Origin of the sequence: Gaoshiqia hydrogeniformans, assembly GCF_049347105.1 — a bacterium.
Taxonomy (GTDB): Bacteria; Bacteroidota; Bacteroidia; order Bacteroidales; family Prolixibacteraceae; genus Gaoshiqia; species Gaoshiqia hydrogeniformans.
In genome coordinates this window covers 806,364-824,506 of the sequence record NZ_CP186334.1, presented here as the reverse complement: position 1 = coordinate 824,506, position 18,143 = coordinate 806,364, and the positions used below count along the sequence as shown (strand labels likewise).

Here is an 18,143-nt window from a genome sequence, read left to right as displayed (position 1 = left end):
TTAATGCCTCCGGTATCAATAAAAACTCAATCGCTTTAGGATTTGTAATTGAAGAAAATAGGATGAATACTGCGCTCAGATTAACCTAATTTAACAGTAGTGACAAAAAAAATCAAATCGATGAACAGGTTTTTCTTCCTTTTGGTAATAATAGTTGCATTCTTTTCCTGTGAGGAGGTGGTTGAGCTCGATTATCGTCAGGAACAGAAGATATGCCTGAACGGTGTGCTTAACCCCGACTCGCTGGTGCGGCTTAGCCTGCATTATACCCGTCCTCTTGATGCTAACGATGACTTTATTCCGATAGATGATGCGCAGATTTTACTTTATGAAGACGGGCAGGAATGGAATACGGTCAGTTCCCTCGGGAATGGGACCTATGGCATTGACCAATATCCTCAAATCGGGAAAACATACCGGGTTAAAGTCAATATAGGCGGGAACCTGCCTTTAAGCGCCGAAACAATCGTGCCGGAACGACCGGACATCGACTTCACGATAAAATCGAAAGAAAAATATGCCGGATGGAGTGAGTATTCCGAGGTGACCCAATTTTATGTTTTAGAGGTTGACTACCGGATCAATGACCGGACAGGAAAGGATTATTACTGGAACTACCATCTTGGCTGGTATGTACCCGGGGAGAAATATAATTTCTCAGCCAGCCTGGCTTATTTTAGCCCTTATGCCGATAATTTTAATCGCGAAATAGATGCTGAAACAAAGCTTGGTTTCTATTACCATTTTTACATGCGTCAAACCGACGACGGGCTTGACGGACACGTTTTGGAATTCAATAAACAAATGAGCACAAGGTCAGTCGATGTCTTTTTTAATGCCGACGAGCATTACGACCGCTATATAAAAAGCTCGGTACAGTCGTGGCTGATTGAGGAATGGGAGGTGTTGCCGTTTAAAGAGCCCGTGCAGATTTATTCGAATATCGAAAACGGGACGGGGATTTTTGGTTCGGCATCGTTCACGTATATCAGTTACCGCGATGAATAGGCTGCTTTTTTTACTGTTGCTCCTTCCCCTGTGCGGGGCGGGGCAAAAACAATACCGGTTACAGCATGTGATAATTTAGATATATTCTAAACTATCCTTTTCTCCGATATTTTTCATATCAATGACATTGCTTTTTACTATAATTTTTATCTTTGCTTTGCTTGTCTAAACGTGGAATACCCCGACCGGGGAAAGAAAGAAACAATCAAACGGTGATTTTAAGTAAACGCCTGCCGGTGGCAGGTTGAACTGAGCTACCTATATGCCTCTTTGAAGGGAAAAACCCGGCCCTTTGAAAAGAAACCGGGTTCACACATTTTATTTTAACCGGGTTGGGCGGTTGGAGCTGCCCATCCCTAAAACGTTTCAAAAGTATGAAAAAGTTTAAGTTTTATGCCATGATGGCTTTTGTATTAACAGTTTTTAGCGCTTGTCAGAACGATGAGCTTGCCGTTGAGCAGCCGCAAGCTGTTGCCGCGGTTGAGAACATACCGGATGTTTATCTGGAAAACGGCTACCTGGCCTTTAAAAATTTTAATGCTGTTGATAGTGTTTTAAACTCCATTGCCGGAAAAACGAGGGAAGAAATGGATGCCTGGGATACTGAAGTCGGTATTACCTCTGCTCGTAGCGAGTTTGAAACACTATTTGACGAATACGAGCAATTAAGTTCGATGGAAGAATTTCAAGCTTTTAAGTCGAAGTATTACGATCAGCTTAATTTCAACGATGCTGAAGAAGATGACTGCTCTATTGATTACCCTTTTATGCCTAACCCATACACTAATCTATTGAATAGTGATGGGATGATCAAAATTGGTCAGTCTCTATTTAAATTCACTAAATTAAGTAAGATCGCAGTTTATGATGGAGACCTTGAAAAAATGAACAATATCGATCAATACAGAGCAGACCCAATGGTTGAGATTACCATGCAAACTAAAGATTCCCGGAATTATGTGTATAATGATGTCTGGATATATCCAGGTAGTAATCCTCCTGTCGAAGAACGTTGGCATCAGTTTGGCAGCAGGAAAATGATTTGCGAACTGATGGTTTACCAGGAAAAATATTTAGAATTTACGGTAAGTACATATTATCACTATTGGCAACGCACTAATGTCGTTTTCTTTCAGCAAAGGGCGTTAAAAAAAGATGCTTTTGGCTGGAATAGTTACCAGGCTACTTTTGAGTTCAATAATCTTTACGTAAAGCTTGGAACCCAAACAACCATTTTTGTTCCGGGAGCAACAAGTCCTTCCAGAAAAACGGCTAGGGTGTCTGATCTTGTTTGGGAGCAGGATTTGAAAATGGTTTATTCTTCTGATAGCAGCACTAAACCTGATTATATGCCTATCAGCGATATCCTGTTTAGTTGTTATGTCGGGTTCAGCGGGCGAAGTGGAGAACCCTACTATATTTCCTATCCGCGACCTATGCCATCGGGTTTCCCCGGTTCGGTTTGGCTGATAGAGCATAATTACGATTAAAATTCATCATTATGAGGGGTTTCCCCCGGGGGAGTCAATAAACGAACAAACAATGCCACCCTGAGTTTATTTCATGGCCTGTTCTCCGTATAATCGGGTTCCCGGAATAAATTCGGGATGGCCTGATGGGTGACTTCCGGGGGAGCCTTACAACCATTATACTTTAGTAAATGAAACAAGTACTTTTATTTATGATTGTCATCATCGTTGTTGGCTGCGAAGAAGTAGTTGAGTTAAACCACCAGCCTGAACAACGCGCCTGCTTAAATTGTGTGCTTAATCCCGATTCGCTGGTGCGGCTTAGCCTGCATTACACCCGCTCGCTGGACGATAATACCGATTTCGTTCCCATAGCGGATGCCCGCATTCTATTTTATGAGAACGGGCAGGAATGGGCTGTTGCAACATATGACTCTGCGGGCCTTTACAGCGTTAACCGATACCCGCAAATAGGGAAAACCTATTCATTGACAGCCAATATTCCCGGAAAAACAACGCTTTATGCTTCAACAACAGTTCCCGAACGCCCGGACATTGATACAACAGTTATTAGCAAGGAGGTGATATATAATCCGTGGGAACCGGATCAAATATATCAGATAGATTACGAAGTGGCTTATATGATCAATGATCAACCGGGGAAAGACTATTATTGGAATTGCGTTAGTCAATTCACACCGTATTATAATAGTGTTAAACTTGGAACAAGAATGCGCTATGAATCAATACATAATGACCATTTTAACAGAGACTACGATAGCGGGAACGGATACTACTACTATCATTTTTTTATACGACAAACCGATGATGGGTACGATGGAGAAATCTTAAAGTTTACTAAAAATTTTACATACTGGGCAATGTTATACTATGGAGGAGAATACTGCTATTTAAAAGAGCTCTATGATATTTTTTTTAATGCAGACGAACACTACGACCGGTATTTGAAGTCGTCAGTAAAATCATGGATGCTGGAACAGGAAGTGCTTCCAATTCATGAGCCGGTTCAAATTTACTCCAATATAACCAACGGCTTGGGCGTGTTTGGCTCGGCCTCCTTTACTGTTTTTGACTATACCGTTTACAAAGAATAATTACAATGAATAAGCTGATTTTAATTTTCCTTTTATTCCCCCTTATTAGCGCGGGGCAAGCCAAAATACGCTTAAGTGGCTATGTACAGGATGCTGCCAGTGGTGAACGTCTGGTTGGGGCAACGGTTTTTCATGCTTCATCACAAACGGGAACAGCAACCAACGCTTTTGGTTATTTCAATCTGCTCATACATCCGGGCGAACAAAGCCTGTTGGTTCAGTATGTCGGGTATAAAAAACGGGAATTGTCAGTATCTCTTCGAAACGACAGTACAATAATCATTCTATTGGAAGCCGGACTCGATTTGGACGAAATCCAGGTGAAAGTATCCGGCAGACAGACACACGGCGAGCTCTCGCGCCTTAATTACAGCCGGCTGGATATGGACCTGATAGAACGCCTGCCTGTGATTTTAGGTGAAACCGATGTATTAAAAGCCATTCAGTACCTGCCGGGGGTTAAAGGTGCTCGCGAGAACACGGCAAGTTATAATGTGCGTGGCGGGAGTAGTGATCAAAACCTGATCCTGCTTGACGGCGCTCCGGTTTACAATGTGAATCATGCATTTGGCTTCTTCTCAACTTTTAACAATCATGCCATTAAAAATGCATCCTTTTACAAAGGTGGTATCCCGGCCCGCTATGGCGGGCGGCTGGCCTCGGTACTGGATATCACCAGTAAGGAAGGGAATATGAAAAAGGGAGCCGGTGTGTTTTCCATCAGCCCCATATCGGCACAGGCGACTTATGAAGGACCAATTAAACAGGATACGGCTTCTTTCCTGCTCTCCTGCCGGCGTACCTTCTTTGATCTGCCGATGATACTGTCTCAAAAAATTGCCGGTGAAGACCAGGAATATGGATATCAGTTCTACGACCTGAATGCCAAAGCCAATTGGATCATTAACGAAAATAACCGGGTTTACTGGAGTGTGTATGCCGGCAGGGATAAGCAATTCTACGAGTCATCCGATCGTACAACACATAACGAAGACTACTACCAGTGGGGTAACCTGACCTCCGTGCTCCGATGGAACAGTTTGTTGTCGAATAAACTTTTTGCTAATTTCTCCTTGTATTACAGCCGTTACAACTACGAAGTTTCAAGCTTTTACGAAGATGATGATGTTGACAAGGATTTTTACTACTACACTCATTTTAAAACGACCTCGAAGCTGTGGGACTATAGTCTGAAGGCTGACTTAGAGTATAACCCCAAAAGCAATTACACCATGCGCTTTGGCAGCCAGGTCAGTTATCTTGAATTTGCGCCCAATGTGGTGCAACAACGAGGTACCGACGATAATTTTACATTCAACGATGAATACCGTAATCAGTCGCTAATGAGTGAAGTCTACCTGGAGAACGATTATCGGCATAACCGGTTAAGTGTGAACGCAGGCCTAAGGCTATCTGGTTATCTGGCCGACGGAGCGTTCTATATCTATCCGCAACCCCGATTAGCTGTAGCTTACGAACTAAATAGTAACTGGAAAGCCAGCGGCTCTTATATGTACATGAGCCAGTATCTCCACAAGTTAAGCAACTCGTCGATGGGAATGCCCGCAGACCTGTGGGTTGCTTCAACCGGGCGGGTAAAACCCGAGACCGGCCAGCAGGTTTCATTGGGGATTGAGAAAAGCTTTAACGATACCTACCGGGGAGGGATGGAGGTCTACGGCAAAAATATGAACAATGTAATACGATACGTGGAAGGTGAATCTTTCTTAGATACAAAAAATACCAACTGGGAGGATATTCTGTTGATCGGACAGGGACGGGCTTACGGGAGCGAATTCTTCCTGGAAAAAATGACCGGGCGTTTAACAGGTATGCTGTCCTATACCCTTTCGAAGACCGAACGGCAATTCGACGATTTGAATGCTGCTGAATGGTTTCCCGATAATTATGACCGCAGGCACGATCTATCCTTGTTTGGAGAGTATAAATTATATAGTAAAAAGCCGGATAAAAAGAAGAGCCTCACATTTGGCTTTACTTGCCAAAGCGGAAATAAATTGAGTATACCCGACACGGAACAGCCGGGGTTTCTGTTGCCGGGGATGGATTTGTTCCTTGGGTCAGGAATGCCCTGGTTTTTAACCCGGAAAACCTACGACCACCCGAATAACTTTAAGATGCCGGCTTTTCATCACCTGGACCTGGGTTATTCGAGTACAAAAAAGAAAGCAAACGGGCATAGCCGTACCTGGAATTTCTCGGTGTATAACGTTTACAACCGCTTAAACCCCTGGTATTATTATAAAAAGAAGGGCGAAGTGAGGAAAGTGAGTATTTTCCCGGTTGTCCCTTCGGTAACCTATACATACAGTTGGTAATATATTTTTTCATGAATATCAATATCTAAAAACAGAAAAACTATGAAGCAAGCAATCTTAGTCCTCATCGCCTGTGTATCATTTGGCACTGCCTTCGCGCAAAACACACCGCTACGGATCAGCCTTTACGGCGAAAGCGGTTATTACTTCCCCTCTGCGAATAATTCGCCATTTAAGATAATCCGCGACGGTTACTCCGCGGGCTTCGGAATATCGGGTTTAGCGCCCGTATATAAAAAGTGGGGGCTTGCGGCGGGGCTTGGCTACCGTTACCTGCACAACGGAACAACAACCCCGGTTTACGACAGCGAAAATCAGGGCGGCTACGGCTATGGCTATGGCTACGACACTCCCGTCTACACCCTGTTTGAGGATTACCCCAAACATTACCTGCTTGTCCCGCTTAAGCTCCGTTACACAACCAACCGTAAACTCTTTTTTGAATCAGGAATCGAAACCGCATGGCTGTTAAATTACAAGTACACGACGAAAAATACGGAATTTAACTGGGTGCTTGGAACCGGAATTTCGGTGGGCAGGATGGAATGGTCGGTCCAGTACAGCCAGGCATTAGGCGAACAGTCCATTGGCGGAGCTGCTTCCGGAGGCCCGTGGGAGCAGGAAGAATTTAAAAACCGCAATCTGAGTGTCCAGGTTTCCTGCCCGGTATGGAGCATCGGGAAGAAGGCAAAAGGTAATTAGCGGAGACGGGAGAACGGAGAATGGAGAACGGTGGCAAGCCTCCTTTTACTTTGGTACTTTGCTACTCAGGCACTTAGGTACTCAGGCCCTTTCTAAGGCACAGAATGCCATGAAGCCACAAGGTTTTGCAGAGAGGCACTGAATCACTGAAACTTTCTCCCGTCTCCGGTAAATCGTGCCCTGGTGACTTCGTGTTTAAATTCTTCTTGAGGAGGCCGTTACGGGTGCGGCGCATGAATCCCGGGAAATCATTGAGCCATTGGTGGCTGCGCCTTACCATGATCTGGCCAGATCCCCGGGTTTCTCCGGCAGTTGCCTGATTTACCCGGGGCTACCGACATGTCACCCCTCCCGGGTGGAGGCCCCGGGCATAGGGCCATGAGCTTGCTATCTCCGTCTCTTTATTCCCACCTTGCTATGCTCATCGGTACCAGTGTTCAGTCGCGGTTCTACTGCGGGTAGCAAGCTGCAAGGTGTAAGCTCCAAGCCCCAAGCCCCAAGCTCCAATGATCAATTAACGGAGACGGGAGACGGGAGAACGGTAGCAAGTCGCAGTTTTACTTTGCCACTTAGGTACTTAGGTACTCAGGCGCTTTTAAAGTGACCAATTATTCTTTTTCCAGCAAAATTGTTTGCGCCCTGTTGGGGCCAACCGAAGCAATGGTAACCGGAAGTCCGGTTTCTTCTTCAATGAAGGCGATGTAGTTGTTGAATTCTTCAGGGAATTCGTTTTCATGCGTCAGCCTGGTCAGGTCGGTTTTCCATCCCGGCAGTTCGGCATACACCGGTTTCACTTTGTCATTCAGTTCAAAAGGAAATTTGTCGGTTACTTCTCCGTTTATTTCGTAGCCGACGCAAATTTTGATGGTATCAAAATCATCCAGCACGTCAGCTTTCATCATGAACAGTTCGGTAACGCCGTTGATCATGATCGAATATTTAAGGGCTACCAGGTCGAGCCAGCCGCAACGACGGGGCCTCCCGGTGGTGGAACCGTATTCGCGGCCTGCATCGCGCAGTTTTTGTCCGGTCTCGCAAAGCAGCTCGGTTGGAAACGGGCCCATTCCCACTCGGGTGCAATAGGCTTTGAAAATGCCGAATACGCGACCGATTTTTTGCGGGGCTATGCCCAAGCCGGTGCATGCGCCGGCACAAATGGTATTGGATGAGGTAACGAACGGGTATGAGCCAAAATCGATATCCAGCAGGGTCCCCTGTGCACCTTCCGCCAGGACTGATTTTTCGTCCATCAGCAGATCATTGATCAGATGCTCGCTGTCGACAATCCGGAACGATTTCAACACCTCAATGCCTTCCATCCATTCTTTTTCCCATTCTTCCAGCAGTTGTTTGTAGTCGAACTTGTAAAACTTTTCGAGCAATTCTTTGTGGGCCTCGACGCGGCTTGAATATTTTTCTTCGAAATTTTCAAACAGGTCGCCTACACGCAGTCCTTCGCGGCCTATTTTGTCTCGGTACGTCGGGCCGATGCCTTTCAGGGTCGAACCGATTTTTGTTTCACCTTTGGCTGTTTCCGAGGCCGCGTCGAGTAACTTGTGCGTGGGCAGAATCAGGTGTGCTTTTCGCGAGATAAACAGGTTTTTGTGCAGGTCGATCCCGTATTTCCGGATTCCTTCGATTTCTTTTTTGAAAACGATGGGATCGAGCACAACACCATTTCCAATGATGTTGATCTTATTTTCATGAAAAATTCCGGACGGGATGGTATGCAGCACGTGTTTAAAGTCATTAATTTCGAGTGTGTGGCCGGCATTTGGCCCGCCCTGAAAACGGGAAATGGCATCGTATTTTGGCGTTAACACGTCAACAATTTTTCCCTTTCCCTCATCTCCCCATTGGAGTCCTAAAATGACATCTACTTTCATGATATGTGGTTTACGAATTTCCAGACAAAGTAAACCGCGGAGATCAGGTCTTTTTACATGGCTGATTTCCACGGTGCCGGTTTGAATTTCATTTGGCAGATAAAATTACAAATTATTTTCGCAACGGGCATAAAAAAATCCTCATTCAACAGAGGATTTTAATATTATTCGAAGCGGCTGATTCAATTAGCGGTCGATCTGTTCGCCATAGATGTACAAGGCATGATGAGACAGTTTGAAATTATACTTCAAACAGGCTTCTTCAATGATTTCGCGGATCCGGGGATCGAAAAATTCATGTACATTTCCGGTGTTAATATCAATCAGGTGGTCGTGCTGCAAGGTGGCAAAGGTTTTTTCGAATTGAGCAATATTTTTACCGAACTGGTGTTTCACCACTACTTTGCACTCGAGCAAAAGATCAATGGTATTATAGAGTGTAGCCCTGCTGACCCGGTAATTCTTATTCTTCATCGAGATGTAAAGCGATTCGATATCGAAATGGCCCTCGCGTGAGTAAATTTCATCTAAAATAGCAAAGCGCTCAGGCGTTTTCCGGTGATTGTGTCTCTCCAAATATTCAGTGAACATGTTCTTCACCGTTTCTTTCGTCTTAGGGCTATTCATATTTAAACCAATTTTAAATAAAGCCCAAAAATAGAAATTTTTTCAGATAGTTTAGTCTAAATAAAAATTAATCATCGATTTTTTCGATGCGTTCAATCGTGTCTATCCCTTTGATTTTCATGAGGCGGGCGATCAGGTTGTTCAGGTCGTCGACGTTGTGGATGTAGAGATATAGTTCACCTTCAAAAATGCCGTCGTGCGTATCGAACATAACGGTGCGCATATTGATGTTGTTCAGTTTTGAGATCACATTGGTGATTTCGCTGACCACGCCCACGCGGTCGAAGCCGTTTAGTTTTAACCGGGTGAGATACGACCGCTTTTTGAATTTTGTCCATTCGGCCGTAATGATGCGGTCGCCTTGTTGCGACATCAGTTTGTTGGCTTCGGGGCAGTTGCGCTTATGAATCACCACGTGGTTGGTCGACGTGAGGTAGCCCAGTACATTGTCGCCGGGAATTGGCTGACAGCATTTGGCCAGCGAGTAGTTGGCTTCTTCCGGGTCCTCTTTTAAGATGAAGGTGTTTTTCTTATCAATTCTTTTGTCCGGGATTTCAAGTTCGAGTTCATCGTCTCCCGGGTCTTTTTTCCAGTTGAACGTTAGTTTCCAGTATTTGGCCAGCTTGTTTTGCCTGCGCGATTTCAGGATATTCTCCAGGTCATTGAGATCGATAAAGCCCATTCCCGCCTGGGCGTATAGCTGGTCTTTGTTCGACAGGTTGTAATAAGCCGTTAACTTCTTGAGGGTATCCGATGAGGGGGTGATTTTGTATTCTTTCAGTTTATTTTCAATCAGGTCGCGACCTTGTTCCAGGTGGCGTTTTTTATCCAGTTTGAAGGCTTGCTTAATTTTTGTTTTCGCTTTGGCGGTAATAATAAACTTTAGCCAGTCGATATCCGGTTTTTGGGTTTTGGAAGTCAGGATTTCCACCTGGTCGCCGCTTTCGAGCTTGTGGCTGACCGGTACCAGTTTGTGGTTAATTTTTGCCCCGATGCAGTGATTTCCCAAATCGGTGTGTATTTCGTAAGCAAAGTCGATGATGGTAGATCCTTTGGGAAGGGTCACCATCCGCCCTTTCGGGGTGAATACGACAATTTCGGATGCATACAGGTTCATCTTGAAATCATCCAGGAACTCGAGGACATCAGATTCCGGGTTTTGCAACATTTCCCTGATTTTTTCCAGCCAGCGGTCGAGTTCCGATTCGGGCGACTGCACGCCTTTGTATTTGTAATGGGCGGCAAAACCGCGTTCGGCAATGGCATCCATCCGTTCGGTGCGGATTTGTACTTCCACCCATTTTCCCTGCGGCCCCATAACGGTTACGTGTAAAGCTTCGTAGCCATTGGCTTTCGGGATGGTAATCCAGTCGCGGATCCGGTCGGGTTTCGGTTTGTAAATATCGGTGATCAGCGAAAGGATGTCAAAACACTGTCGTTTTTCCGAAACGCCTTCTTTGGGCTTAAAAACAATCCGGATGGCCAGCAGGTCGTAAATTTCGTCAAACGAAACCCCTTTTGTCTGCATCTTGTTCCAGATGGAGTAAATGGATTTCAGCCGTTCCGAGATGCTGAATTCAACGCCTTCTTTTTCCAGTTCTGTTTTTATGGGTTTAATAAATTCTTCAACCAGGTAATCCCGGCGTTCTTTCTGGTTGTGGAGGCGAAATTTAATCAGGTTATAAGTTTCCGGTTGTTTGTATTTCAGGCTGAGGTCTTCCAGTTCGGTTTTTATGGCATACAGGCCGAGGCGGTGGGCAAGCGGGGTGAAAATATAAAGCGTTTCGGCGGCAATTTTCAGTTGTTTGTGGGGGGGCATGCTTTCGAGGGTCCGCATGTTGTGCAGGCGGTCGGCCAGCTTAATCAGGATCACCCGCACATCGTCGGATAAGGTCATCAGCATTTTCCTGAAGTTGGTGGCTTGCCGGGAGTCGTGCTGCGAGGTAATTTCGTCCGATAACTTCGTCAACCCATCCACAATGACCGCCACTTTCTCACCAAAAAGATTTTCAATGTCGTCGAGGGTATAATCGGTATCTTCCACCACATCGTGCAGAATGGCAGCGAGAATGGAGGTTACCCCCAGCCCGATTTCGCCGGATACAATATTCGCGACAGCCAGGGGATGGATAATGTACGGTTCGCCCGATTTTCTTTTTATGCCGGCATGGGCGCTGTTTGCAAACTCAAACGCTTTCCTGATCCGCTCACGCCCTTCTTCAGAAATTCGTTGGTCGAACGAACGTGTCAGATCGTCATAATAATCGGCGATTAAGCGTTGATCTGCCTTGGTCTGTAATTTACTGATCCCGTCCTGCATTTCCTGGCCTGTAATTGAATTGTAATCGGTAAATATAATCGATTTCAGGTAGATTTGTATTTTATGAGCCGATTTGCCTGTAAACTGTTAAAAATGCGTCAACCAGGTTGGACCAGGAGAACTTCTTTTTTTCCTGAACCATGTTTGCTTCAAATGCTGCCTGCCTGTTATGCTGATAAAAATCAACCAGGGCATCGGCAATTGATTTTTCGTTTGGCTCCACCACATAGCCGACTTTTTGGTCAGGAATAATTTCGGCCAGGCCGCCGACATTTGTTACCAGCATCGCTCTCTCGAAATGATAGCCGATTTGGGTAACGCCGCTTTGCGTTGCACTTTTATAGGGTTGAACAATCAGGTCGGCGGCGCTGAAATACCGGTTCACCAGTTGGTCGTGAATGAAATCGGTATGGAGGATGAGCCGGTCTTTCAGTTTCAGCTCATCGATCAGTTGGAGGTAAGGCTCCGGTTTGGTGTAAAATTCCCCGGCAACAATCAGTTTTACCGGTAATTTTTTCAACCGTTCATCGGCAAAGGCTTTCAGCAGGATATCCAGGCCCTTGTAATCGCGGATAAACCCGAAGAAAAGCAGGTAGCTGGTGTTGGGTTCAAGGCCAAGCAGAAATTTGGCTTCAGTCCGGTCGAGTTTTTCTCCGTAATTATCGAACAAGGGATGGGGACAAAGCGCCCGGGGCAGTTTTGCGCGAAACCGGTCCATGTCGTTTAAAACCGATTGCGACATAGCCACCATGCCGTCAATGCTTTTCAGGAAATAACGGGTCAGTAAGGTATCTCCCGGTCGTTTTTCGTGGGGAATGATGTTGTCGGCAAGGCAAATGACGCGTGTGTGTTTGTTTTTACGGACCAAACGACAGATACTGCCCAGTACCGGCGACATAAACGGAAGCCAGTAGCGCACCAGCAGCAAGTCGGGTTTTTCGTTCCTGATGCGTAAGCCGGTTTTTAACCAGTTAAACGGATTAATGGAATTGACGGTACGTTTGACCGGCAGGTCGGCCGGCGGAGGCCCGTCTACATACTGCGTTTTCCCGGGAAAAAGCAGGTCAGGGTATTGGAGGGTGAACGTTTCCAGGTCAACCCGGTATCCCTGTTTGGCAAACTCGCGGGCCAGGCGTTCGTTGTAACTGGCCAGACCGCCCCTGTAGGGATAGGCCGGCCCGATGATTTTTATTGTTCTGATGGTTTGTTTCATGAGTTGCTTAATTCCGGATATTTATTCAAATAGCAGGTAATTTGTTTATTTTGATTTGTTTTTCAGCAAAGTTACTACATGTTTATCAATCGGGAAGGTAAATTCTTCCGGCTCCAGTAGTTCAACAGGGATCCACCGAAACGACTGACGGCCGTTTTTTTCGTCAAAATCGAATCTGTTTTTTGAGATCCGAAAGTTTAAGGGTTCTTTCAGCGTGGCCGCGTAGTAAATGCTGACGAGCTGATGATCGTCGTAAAATAAAGCTTTCTGGTAAAAATCGGTCGTGTAGAAATGGGTAATATTATCAATTTCCTGGCTGCATTCTTCCCGCATTTCCCTGATCAGGCAGTCAATGGTTCCTTCGCCAAAATGCAAACCGCCTCCCGGGAATTTGGTCATCCTGGTATCCAGTTGAAACTCGTCGGTAACCAAAACCTCATAGCGCTTGTTCAAAAACAGGCCGTAAACACGGATGTTGAATTTAGACGGGATTGAATGATTCATGCTTTTGAGTGTAGTTTGTTTTGAATAAACCGGATGATTTCCCGCTCATCTCCGGGGGTAAACCAGTTGATATCCTGATCTTTCCGAAACCAGGTGAGTTGTTTCCGGGCATAATGTCTCGAATTTCGTTTGATCAGTTCAATGGCTGTTTCCCGGTCTGTTTCTCCGTCAAACCAGGAGAATAATTCTTTATAACCTACGGTGTTCAGCGAATTCAGATGCCGGAGCGGATATACCCGTCTGGCTTCTTCTTCCAGTCCCGCTTCCATCATCTTTTCAACACGACGGTTGATGCGGGCATAAAGTTCTTCCCGCTCGCAGTTTAAGCCAATTTTCAGGATGTCGAACGGGCGTTTTTTTACCTGTTCGGTTCTGAACGAAGAGTAAGTTCGTCCGGTTGCCAGGCAAATTTCCAGAGCGTGCAGCAGGCGCTTGTGATTTTTCAGGTCAACCTGTTCGTAGTACTGCGGGTCGAGTTGTTTCAGTTGGAGCCGTAAGTGTTCAATACCTTTTTCTTCGTATTCGGCAACGAGTTCGGCCCGTAGTTTGGGGTCGGCATCAGGAATATCGTCGATTCCTTTGCATACAACATCGATGTATAACATGGAACCGCCGGTCATGATGGCCAGATCATTCACCTCAAAAATGGTTTCCAAAATTTGCAAGGCATCTTTTTCAAAGCGGCTTGCGCTGTAATAGTCATAAACGGAATGGCTATGAATCAGATGATGTTTGACGGTTTGCAGGTCGTGCGGGGGAGGGACAGCGGTCCCGACAGAAAGTTCGCGATAAATCTGCCGCGAGTCGGACGAAATAATGTCGGAGTGAAAATGTTGTGCCAGCCGGATGCTGATATCGCTTTTCCCGATTCCTGTTGGCCCCAAAAGTACAATCAGCGTTTTATTCATTTTAATTACCTATGGGGCAAAGGTAGGGCTTTTCAAAAAAAAAGGAAGGGTTTATGACCCTTCCATCCAATCTTCCATTTCACCAAAAATTTCGGTATAATCATCTACATCACCGTAATCAAATCGCTCGTCCGGATAAAGTGCCTCATAGGCTTGTACTTCTAACTCTTCTTCCAGTACCTGGGAAGGAGCATTTCCATTCACCGAAATGACTGAAGGTTCTAATTGATTTTGTCCCATAGATATTTGCGTTAATTCAATATAAAAAGATCTGTCATGAAAAAAGTCGAATACATACAGCATACGCTGTTGTTCACCCTTAAGAACATCTTCGATGCGGGTTTTTCCCATCGTATAACCTGAGGAGTCGTCAGTTCCCATGTCCAGTAACGTAATTTCAACTTGTTTGCCCCAATTTTTACCCGCCTGGAAGAAAGATGCCAGTTGGTCGGGGCTGTAACTACAAGCATGTTGGATACAGTAGTGGAAGTCAGCAAACGTATGTTGGCCATCCAAAGCTACATTCAGCATAAATCCGGGTTCTTCTACAGCTGTAATTTTGAAATGGTGAATCATACGCTAAACATTCTTTTTTTGTTATGTAAAATTTTATTCGGTTTACACATACAGGCATGTTTAACGGCGATGTCCGGGAAAGGTTAGGTAATAAATGTTAAAAAATATTAACTAAAAAAATGTGAATTTCAAGTGTTTGGGAGCGTGAGGTTTAAGATTGGTTTTTTTATGAACAGAAGGTTTGGCGGTTTAGAATAAAATTCGCATACGTTCAGTTATTCATGAACTTTTTGAATGATCGGATGCGGATGTTCGAATAAGCCGGGCGGGAGAGGGCCGTCGTCTTTTCAATCTTTTTTTTACTTTGTTTATCACAACGACGCAAGCCGCCTCTTGTTAATCACGTAATTATTTAAGAACTTGACTTGCCAATTTAACGACAAATCAACCATGCGGTATACAACCCTGTTTTTCGAGAATTTAAGGATCGCCCTGATTTCGGTGCGGACGAATTTATTAAGGAGCATTCTTACCGTATTGATTATTGCCGTGGGGATTACCGCCTTGGTTGGAATTTTAACGGCCATTGATTCGATTAAAGCCTCAATAACCAAAGAGTTTACGTTTATGGGCGTGAATACCTTTACCATTACCTCCCGGGGGATGCGCGTTGATATTGGTAATCAGCGGTATCGTACAAAAAACTATAGTTACATCAATTATTATCAGGCGAAAGATTTTAAAGAACGCTTCGACTTCCCGGCGATGGTTTCGGTGTCGGTGAATGCAACCGGGACAGCCACGGTGAAATACCGGTCGAAGAAATCGAACCCAAACGTTTCGGTAACCGGGATTGATGAAAATTATATATACACCTCCGGTTTTGAAATTCAGTCGGGCCGAAACTTATTGTCCGAAGATGTTCAGTCGGGGCGCAATGTGGTTTTGCTGGGCGACAGGCTGGTCAGGCGCCTGTTTGATGCTGGCGAGAATCCGCTTGAAAAGGAAGTGACCATTGGCAACGGACGTTACCTGGTGGTGGGTACGCTGAAACCGAAGGGAGGGGCGTTTGGCGGCGGAGGCAACGAGATCTGTCTGTTGCCATATTCGAATGTCCGCTCCTACTTTTCCCGGCCCAGAATGAATTTCAATATCCAGGTAAAGGTCGATCAAACACAACTGGTTGATGCCGCCATCGGCGAAAGTGAGGGTACTTTCCGGATTATACGGGGCTTAAGTCCGGCTGACGAATCGGATTTTAATATTGAAAAAAGCGACAACATGGTGAAAATGTTGCTGAAGAATATCAAAAATATTACCCTGGTGGCTACTATTATCGGCATCATCACCCTGCTGGGGGCTGCCATTGGCTTGATGAATATTATGCTGGTTTCGGTCACTGAGCGCACCCGGGAAATCGGGATTCGAAAAGCAATCGGGGCCAATGCACGGCTTATCAGGCAACAGTTTTTGATTGAGGCGGTGATTATCGGGCAAATGGGCGGCCTGTTGGGAATTGTGCTCGGAATTCTGATGGGCAACATCGTTTCGATGATTATCGGTAGTTCTTTTATCGTCCCCTGGCTTTGGATTTTGGTTGGCGTGGTGTTGTGTTTCTTTGTCGGTATCTTATCCGGATATTATCCGGCCCAGAAAGCTGCCCGTTTCGATCCGATTGAAAGCCTGAGGTACGAATAAATGTCGCGCCGTTTTAGTCATTTTGATTATCGACCTGCCCTGAACAAAAAAAAGGCGTTACATCCGTAACACCTTTTCATATCGTTCGATCTCGTTTCTTTCCCTTTCGGGAATCACGGGAGTTGATTATTTCACTGAGTCCATGTACTGGATCAATTCGCACACTTTTGCCGAATAACCCATTTCGTTGTCGTACCATGATACAACTTTAACGAAAGTAGGTGACAACTGAATACCGGCGCCGGCGTCGAAAATTGAAGTACGGGTGTCGCCAATGAAGTCGTTTGAAACAACCTGATCTTCGGTGTAACCCAGGATGCCTTTCAATTCGCCTTCAGAAGCTTCTTTCATGGCAGCACAGATTTCGGCGTAAGTCGTTGGTTTTTCCAAACGGGCAGTCAGGTCAACAACTGATACGTCGGGAGTCGGAACGCGGAAAGCCATACCGGTCAGTTTGCCATTCAGCGAAGGAATAACTTTACCTACGGCTTTAGCAGCGCCTGTTGACGAAGGAATAATGTTTTGTCCGGCGCCGCGGCCACCTCTCCAGTCTTTAGCCGAAGGACCATCAACTGTTTTTTGTGTTGCCGTAGTGGCATGAACGGTCGTCATCAAACCTTCCAGGATACCGAATTTGTCATTCAATACTTTGGCAATCGGAGCCAGACAGTTAGTGGTACATGAAGCGTTGGAAACAAAATTCATGTCGTTTTTGTACGAAGTGTGGTTAACACCCATCACAAACATTGGCGTATCGTCTTTTGAAGGAGCAGAGAAGATCACTTTTTTAGCGCCGGCGTCGATATGACCCTGGGCTTTGGTTTTTTCAAGGAACAAACCTGTTGATTCAACAACGTACTCAGCGCCTACAGCTCCCCAGTTAATGTCAGCCGGATTCCGTTCAGCAGTAACGCGAATGGCTTCGCCGTTTACGATCAGTTTACCGTCTTTTACTTCAACATCACCTTTAAATAAACCGTGAGTAGAATCGTATTTTAACATGTAAGCCATGTAATCTACATCAATCAGGTCGTTGATGGCAACTACCTGTATTGTACCTTTTGCAATAGCCTGACGGAAAACGAAACGACCGATACGGCCAAATCCGTTGATACCGATTTTAATTTTTGACATAGTTGATAGTTTAATAATTAATTGAAAGATTTATTCTTTGACTTATCAGCTTTATTTTTTTTAGCCACACAAAATAACGAACTATAATCTGTACCGTCAAATTTTTTGTTTTCCTTTTATTTTTTTTAAGAAGAGTTTAAAATTTAATTAATGTTGCAGAAACAGTCATCGTTTGTCCGGCCATTAACCGGATAAAGACAGATCTGTCAACATCGATACACCTGAATGTAATTCGGAATAAGAACTTATGTTTAGAAAAATCGGATTATGATAAGGTTTCGTCCGATTCAGTGATGGCTGGGGTATGGTCCTGTGTTGAATGGATCTCCGGGACGGTTTTTTGCAGTGAATAAGCCGGGCATTCGCAAATTTTGCATGAAACCATAAAAATGCCTGAAACACACGCTGCTAATAAAATTACTTTCACGTTCTTCTTCATACTTTCACGGTAATTGTTCTCTAAATAACGCCCAGGGAACCCATTTATTACGTATGCCTGAAATTCTTGCTTACCGGCAGTGAAAATCCTCATTTTTTCTCGGGACCGATAAGTGAAATGCCGGAAGTACAGCATGCTTTTTGGTAAATAAAACGATACAATAAAAAATAATTAGTGTAAATCACTAGTGTCCAAAAGATTTTTTTAGAAACCTTTGTAAGTTATTATAATATAGTCAATTAAAAGCAAATAATCCACGTGTCGA

14 protein-coding genes are annotated in these 18,143 nt (G+C 44.9%); 6 read left to right on the top strand and 8 right to left on the bottom strand.

The annotated features are described in order from the left end of the window. Positions 1-120: 120 nt before the first annotated feature. The 5 genes from ACOIT5_RS03435 to ACOIT5_RS03415 all read left to right on the top strand — a co-directional run bounded on the left by ACOIT5_RS03435 (position 121) and on the right by ACOIT5_RS03415 (position 6,633). Complete coding sequence (locus ACOIT5_RS03435) at positions 121-1,008, top strand: DUF4249 domain-containing protein (protein ID WP_423129065.1); 888 nt, start codon at positions 121-123, stop codon at positions 1,006-1,008. A 374-nt stretch (positions 1,009-1,382) separates the two neighbouring features. Next, positions 1,383-2,498, top strand: a complete 1,116-nt coding sequence (locus ACOIT5_RS03430) for a hypothetical protein (protein WP_423129064.1) — start codon at positions 1,383-1,385, stop codon at positions 2,496-2,498. Between the two features lie 170 nt (positions 2,499-2,668). Then, positions 2,669-3,592 (top strand): DUF4249 domain-containing protein, encoded by a 924-nt coding sequence (locus ACOIT5_RS03425; RefSeq protein ID WP_423129063.1) that lies wholly within the window; start codon positions 2,669-2,671, stop codon positions 3,590-3,592. 5 nt (positions 3,593-3,597) lie between these two features. Next, the gene (locus ACOIT5_RS03420) at positions 3,598-5,931 is read left to right on the top strand and encodes a TonB-dependent receptor (protein ID WP_423129062.1); all 2,334 of its coding nucleotides are present in this window, start codon (positions 3,598-3,600) and stop codon (positions 5,929-5,931) included. Positions 5,932-5,973: 42 nt separating this feature from the next. After that, positions 5,974-6,633, top strand: a complete 660-nt coding sequence (locus ACOIT5_RS03415; protein ID WP_423129061.1) for a hypothetical protein — start codon at positions 5,974-5,976, stop codon at positions 6,631-6,633. A gap of 608 nt (positions 6,634-7,241) precedes the next feature. Here ACOIT5_RS03415 and ACOIT5_RS03410 read toward each other — a convergent pair. The 7 genes from ACOIT5_RS03410 to ACOIT5_RS03380 all read right to left on the bottom strand — a co-directional run bounded on the left by ACOIT5_RS03410 (position 7,242) and on the right by ACOIT5_RS03380 (position 14,667). Next, positions 7,242-8,519 (bottom strand): adenylosuccinate synthase, encoded by a 1,278-nt coding sequence (locus tag ACOIT5_RS03410; protein WP_423129060.1) that lies wholly within the window; start codon positions 8,517-8,519, stop codon positions 7,242-7,244. Positions 8,520-8,705: 186 nt separating this feature from the next. Further along, positions 8,706-9,146 (bottom strand): Fur family transcriptional regulator, encoded by a 441-nt coding sequence (locus ACOIT5_RS03405; protein WP_423129059.1) that lies wholly within the window; start codon positions 9,144-9,146, stop codon positions 8,706-8,708. Positions 9,147-9,213: 67 nt separating this feature from the next. Further along, positions 9,214-11,466: a RelA/SpoT family protein gene (locus tag ACOIT5_RS03400; RefSeq protein ID WP_423129058.1), complete on the bottom strand. Its 2,253-nt coding sequence runs from the start codon at positions 11,464-11,466 to the stop codon at positions 9,214-9,216. A 61-nt stretch (positions 11,467-11,527) separates the two neighbouring features. Further along, positions 11,528-12,679: a glycosyltransferase gene (locus ACOIT5_RS03395; RefSeq protein WP_423129057.1), complete on the bottom strand. Its 1,152-nt coding sequence runs from the start codon at positions 12,677-12,679 to the stop codon at positions 11,528-11,530. A 45-nt stretch (positions 12,680-12,724) separates the two neighbouring features. Then, a complete protein-coding gene (locus tag ACOIT5_RS03390) occupies positions 12,725-13,183 on the bottom strand; it encodes an NUDIX domain-containing protein (protein WP_423129056.1) in 459 nt (152 codons plus the stop codon). Then, complete coding sequence (miaA, locus tag ACOIT5_RS03385; RefSeq protein ID WP_423129055.1) at positions 13,180-14,091, bottom strand: tRNA (adenosine(37)-N6)-dimethylallyltransferase MiaA; 912 nt, start codon at positions 14,089-14,091, stop codon at positions 13,180-13,182. Before miaA ends, ACOIT5_RS03390 begins: the two co-directional genes overlap by 4 nt. A 51-nt stretch (positions 14,092-14,142) precedes the next feature. Beyond that, positions 14,143-14,667: an IS1096 element passenger TnpR family protein gene (locus ACOIT5_RS03380; RefSeq protein WP_423129054.1), complete on the bottom strand. Its 525-nt coding sequence runs from the start codon at positions 14,665-14,667 to the stop codon at positions 14,143-14,145. Positions 14,668-15,027: 360 nt separating this feature from the next. Between ACOIT5_RS03380 and ACOIT5_RS03375 the strand changes: the two genes are divergently transcribed. Further along, on the top strand, positions 15,028-16,305 hold the full coding sequence (locus ACOIT5_RS03375; RefSeq protein WP_423129053.1) for an ABC transporter permease: 1,278 nt from the start codon (positions 15,028-15,030) through the stop codon (positions 16,303-16,305). 126 nt (positions 16,306-16,431) lie between these two features. Here the strand turns inward: ACOIT5_RS03375 and gap are convergent, their stop codons facing one another. After that, positions 16,432-17,439: a type I glyceraldehyde-3-phosphate dehydrogenase gene (gap, locus tag ACOIT5_RS03370; protein ID WP_423129052.1), complete on the bottom strand. Its 1,008-nt coding sequence runs from the start codon at positions 17,437-17,439 to the stop codon at positions 16,432-16,434. Positions 17,440-18,143: the final 704 nt, after the last annotated feature.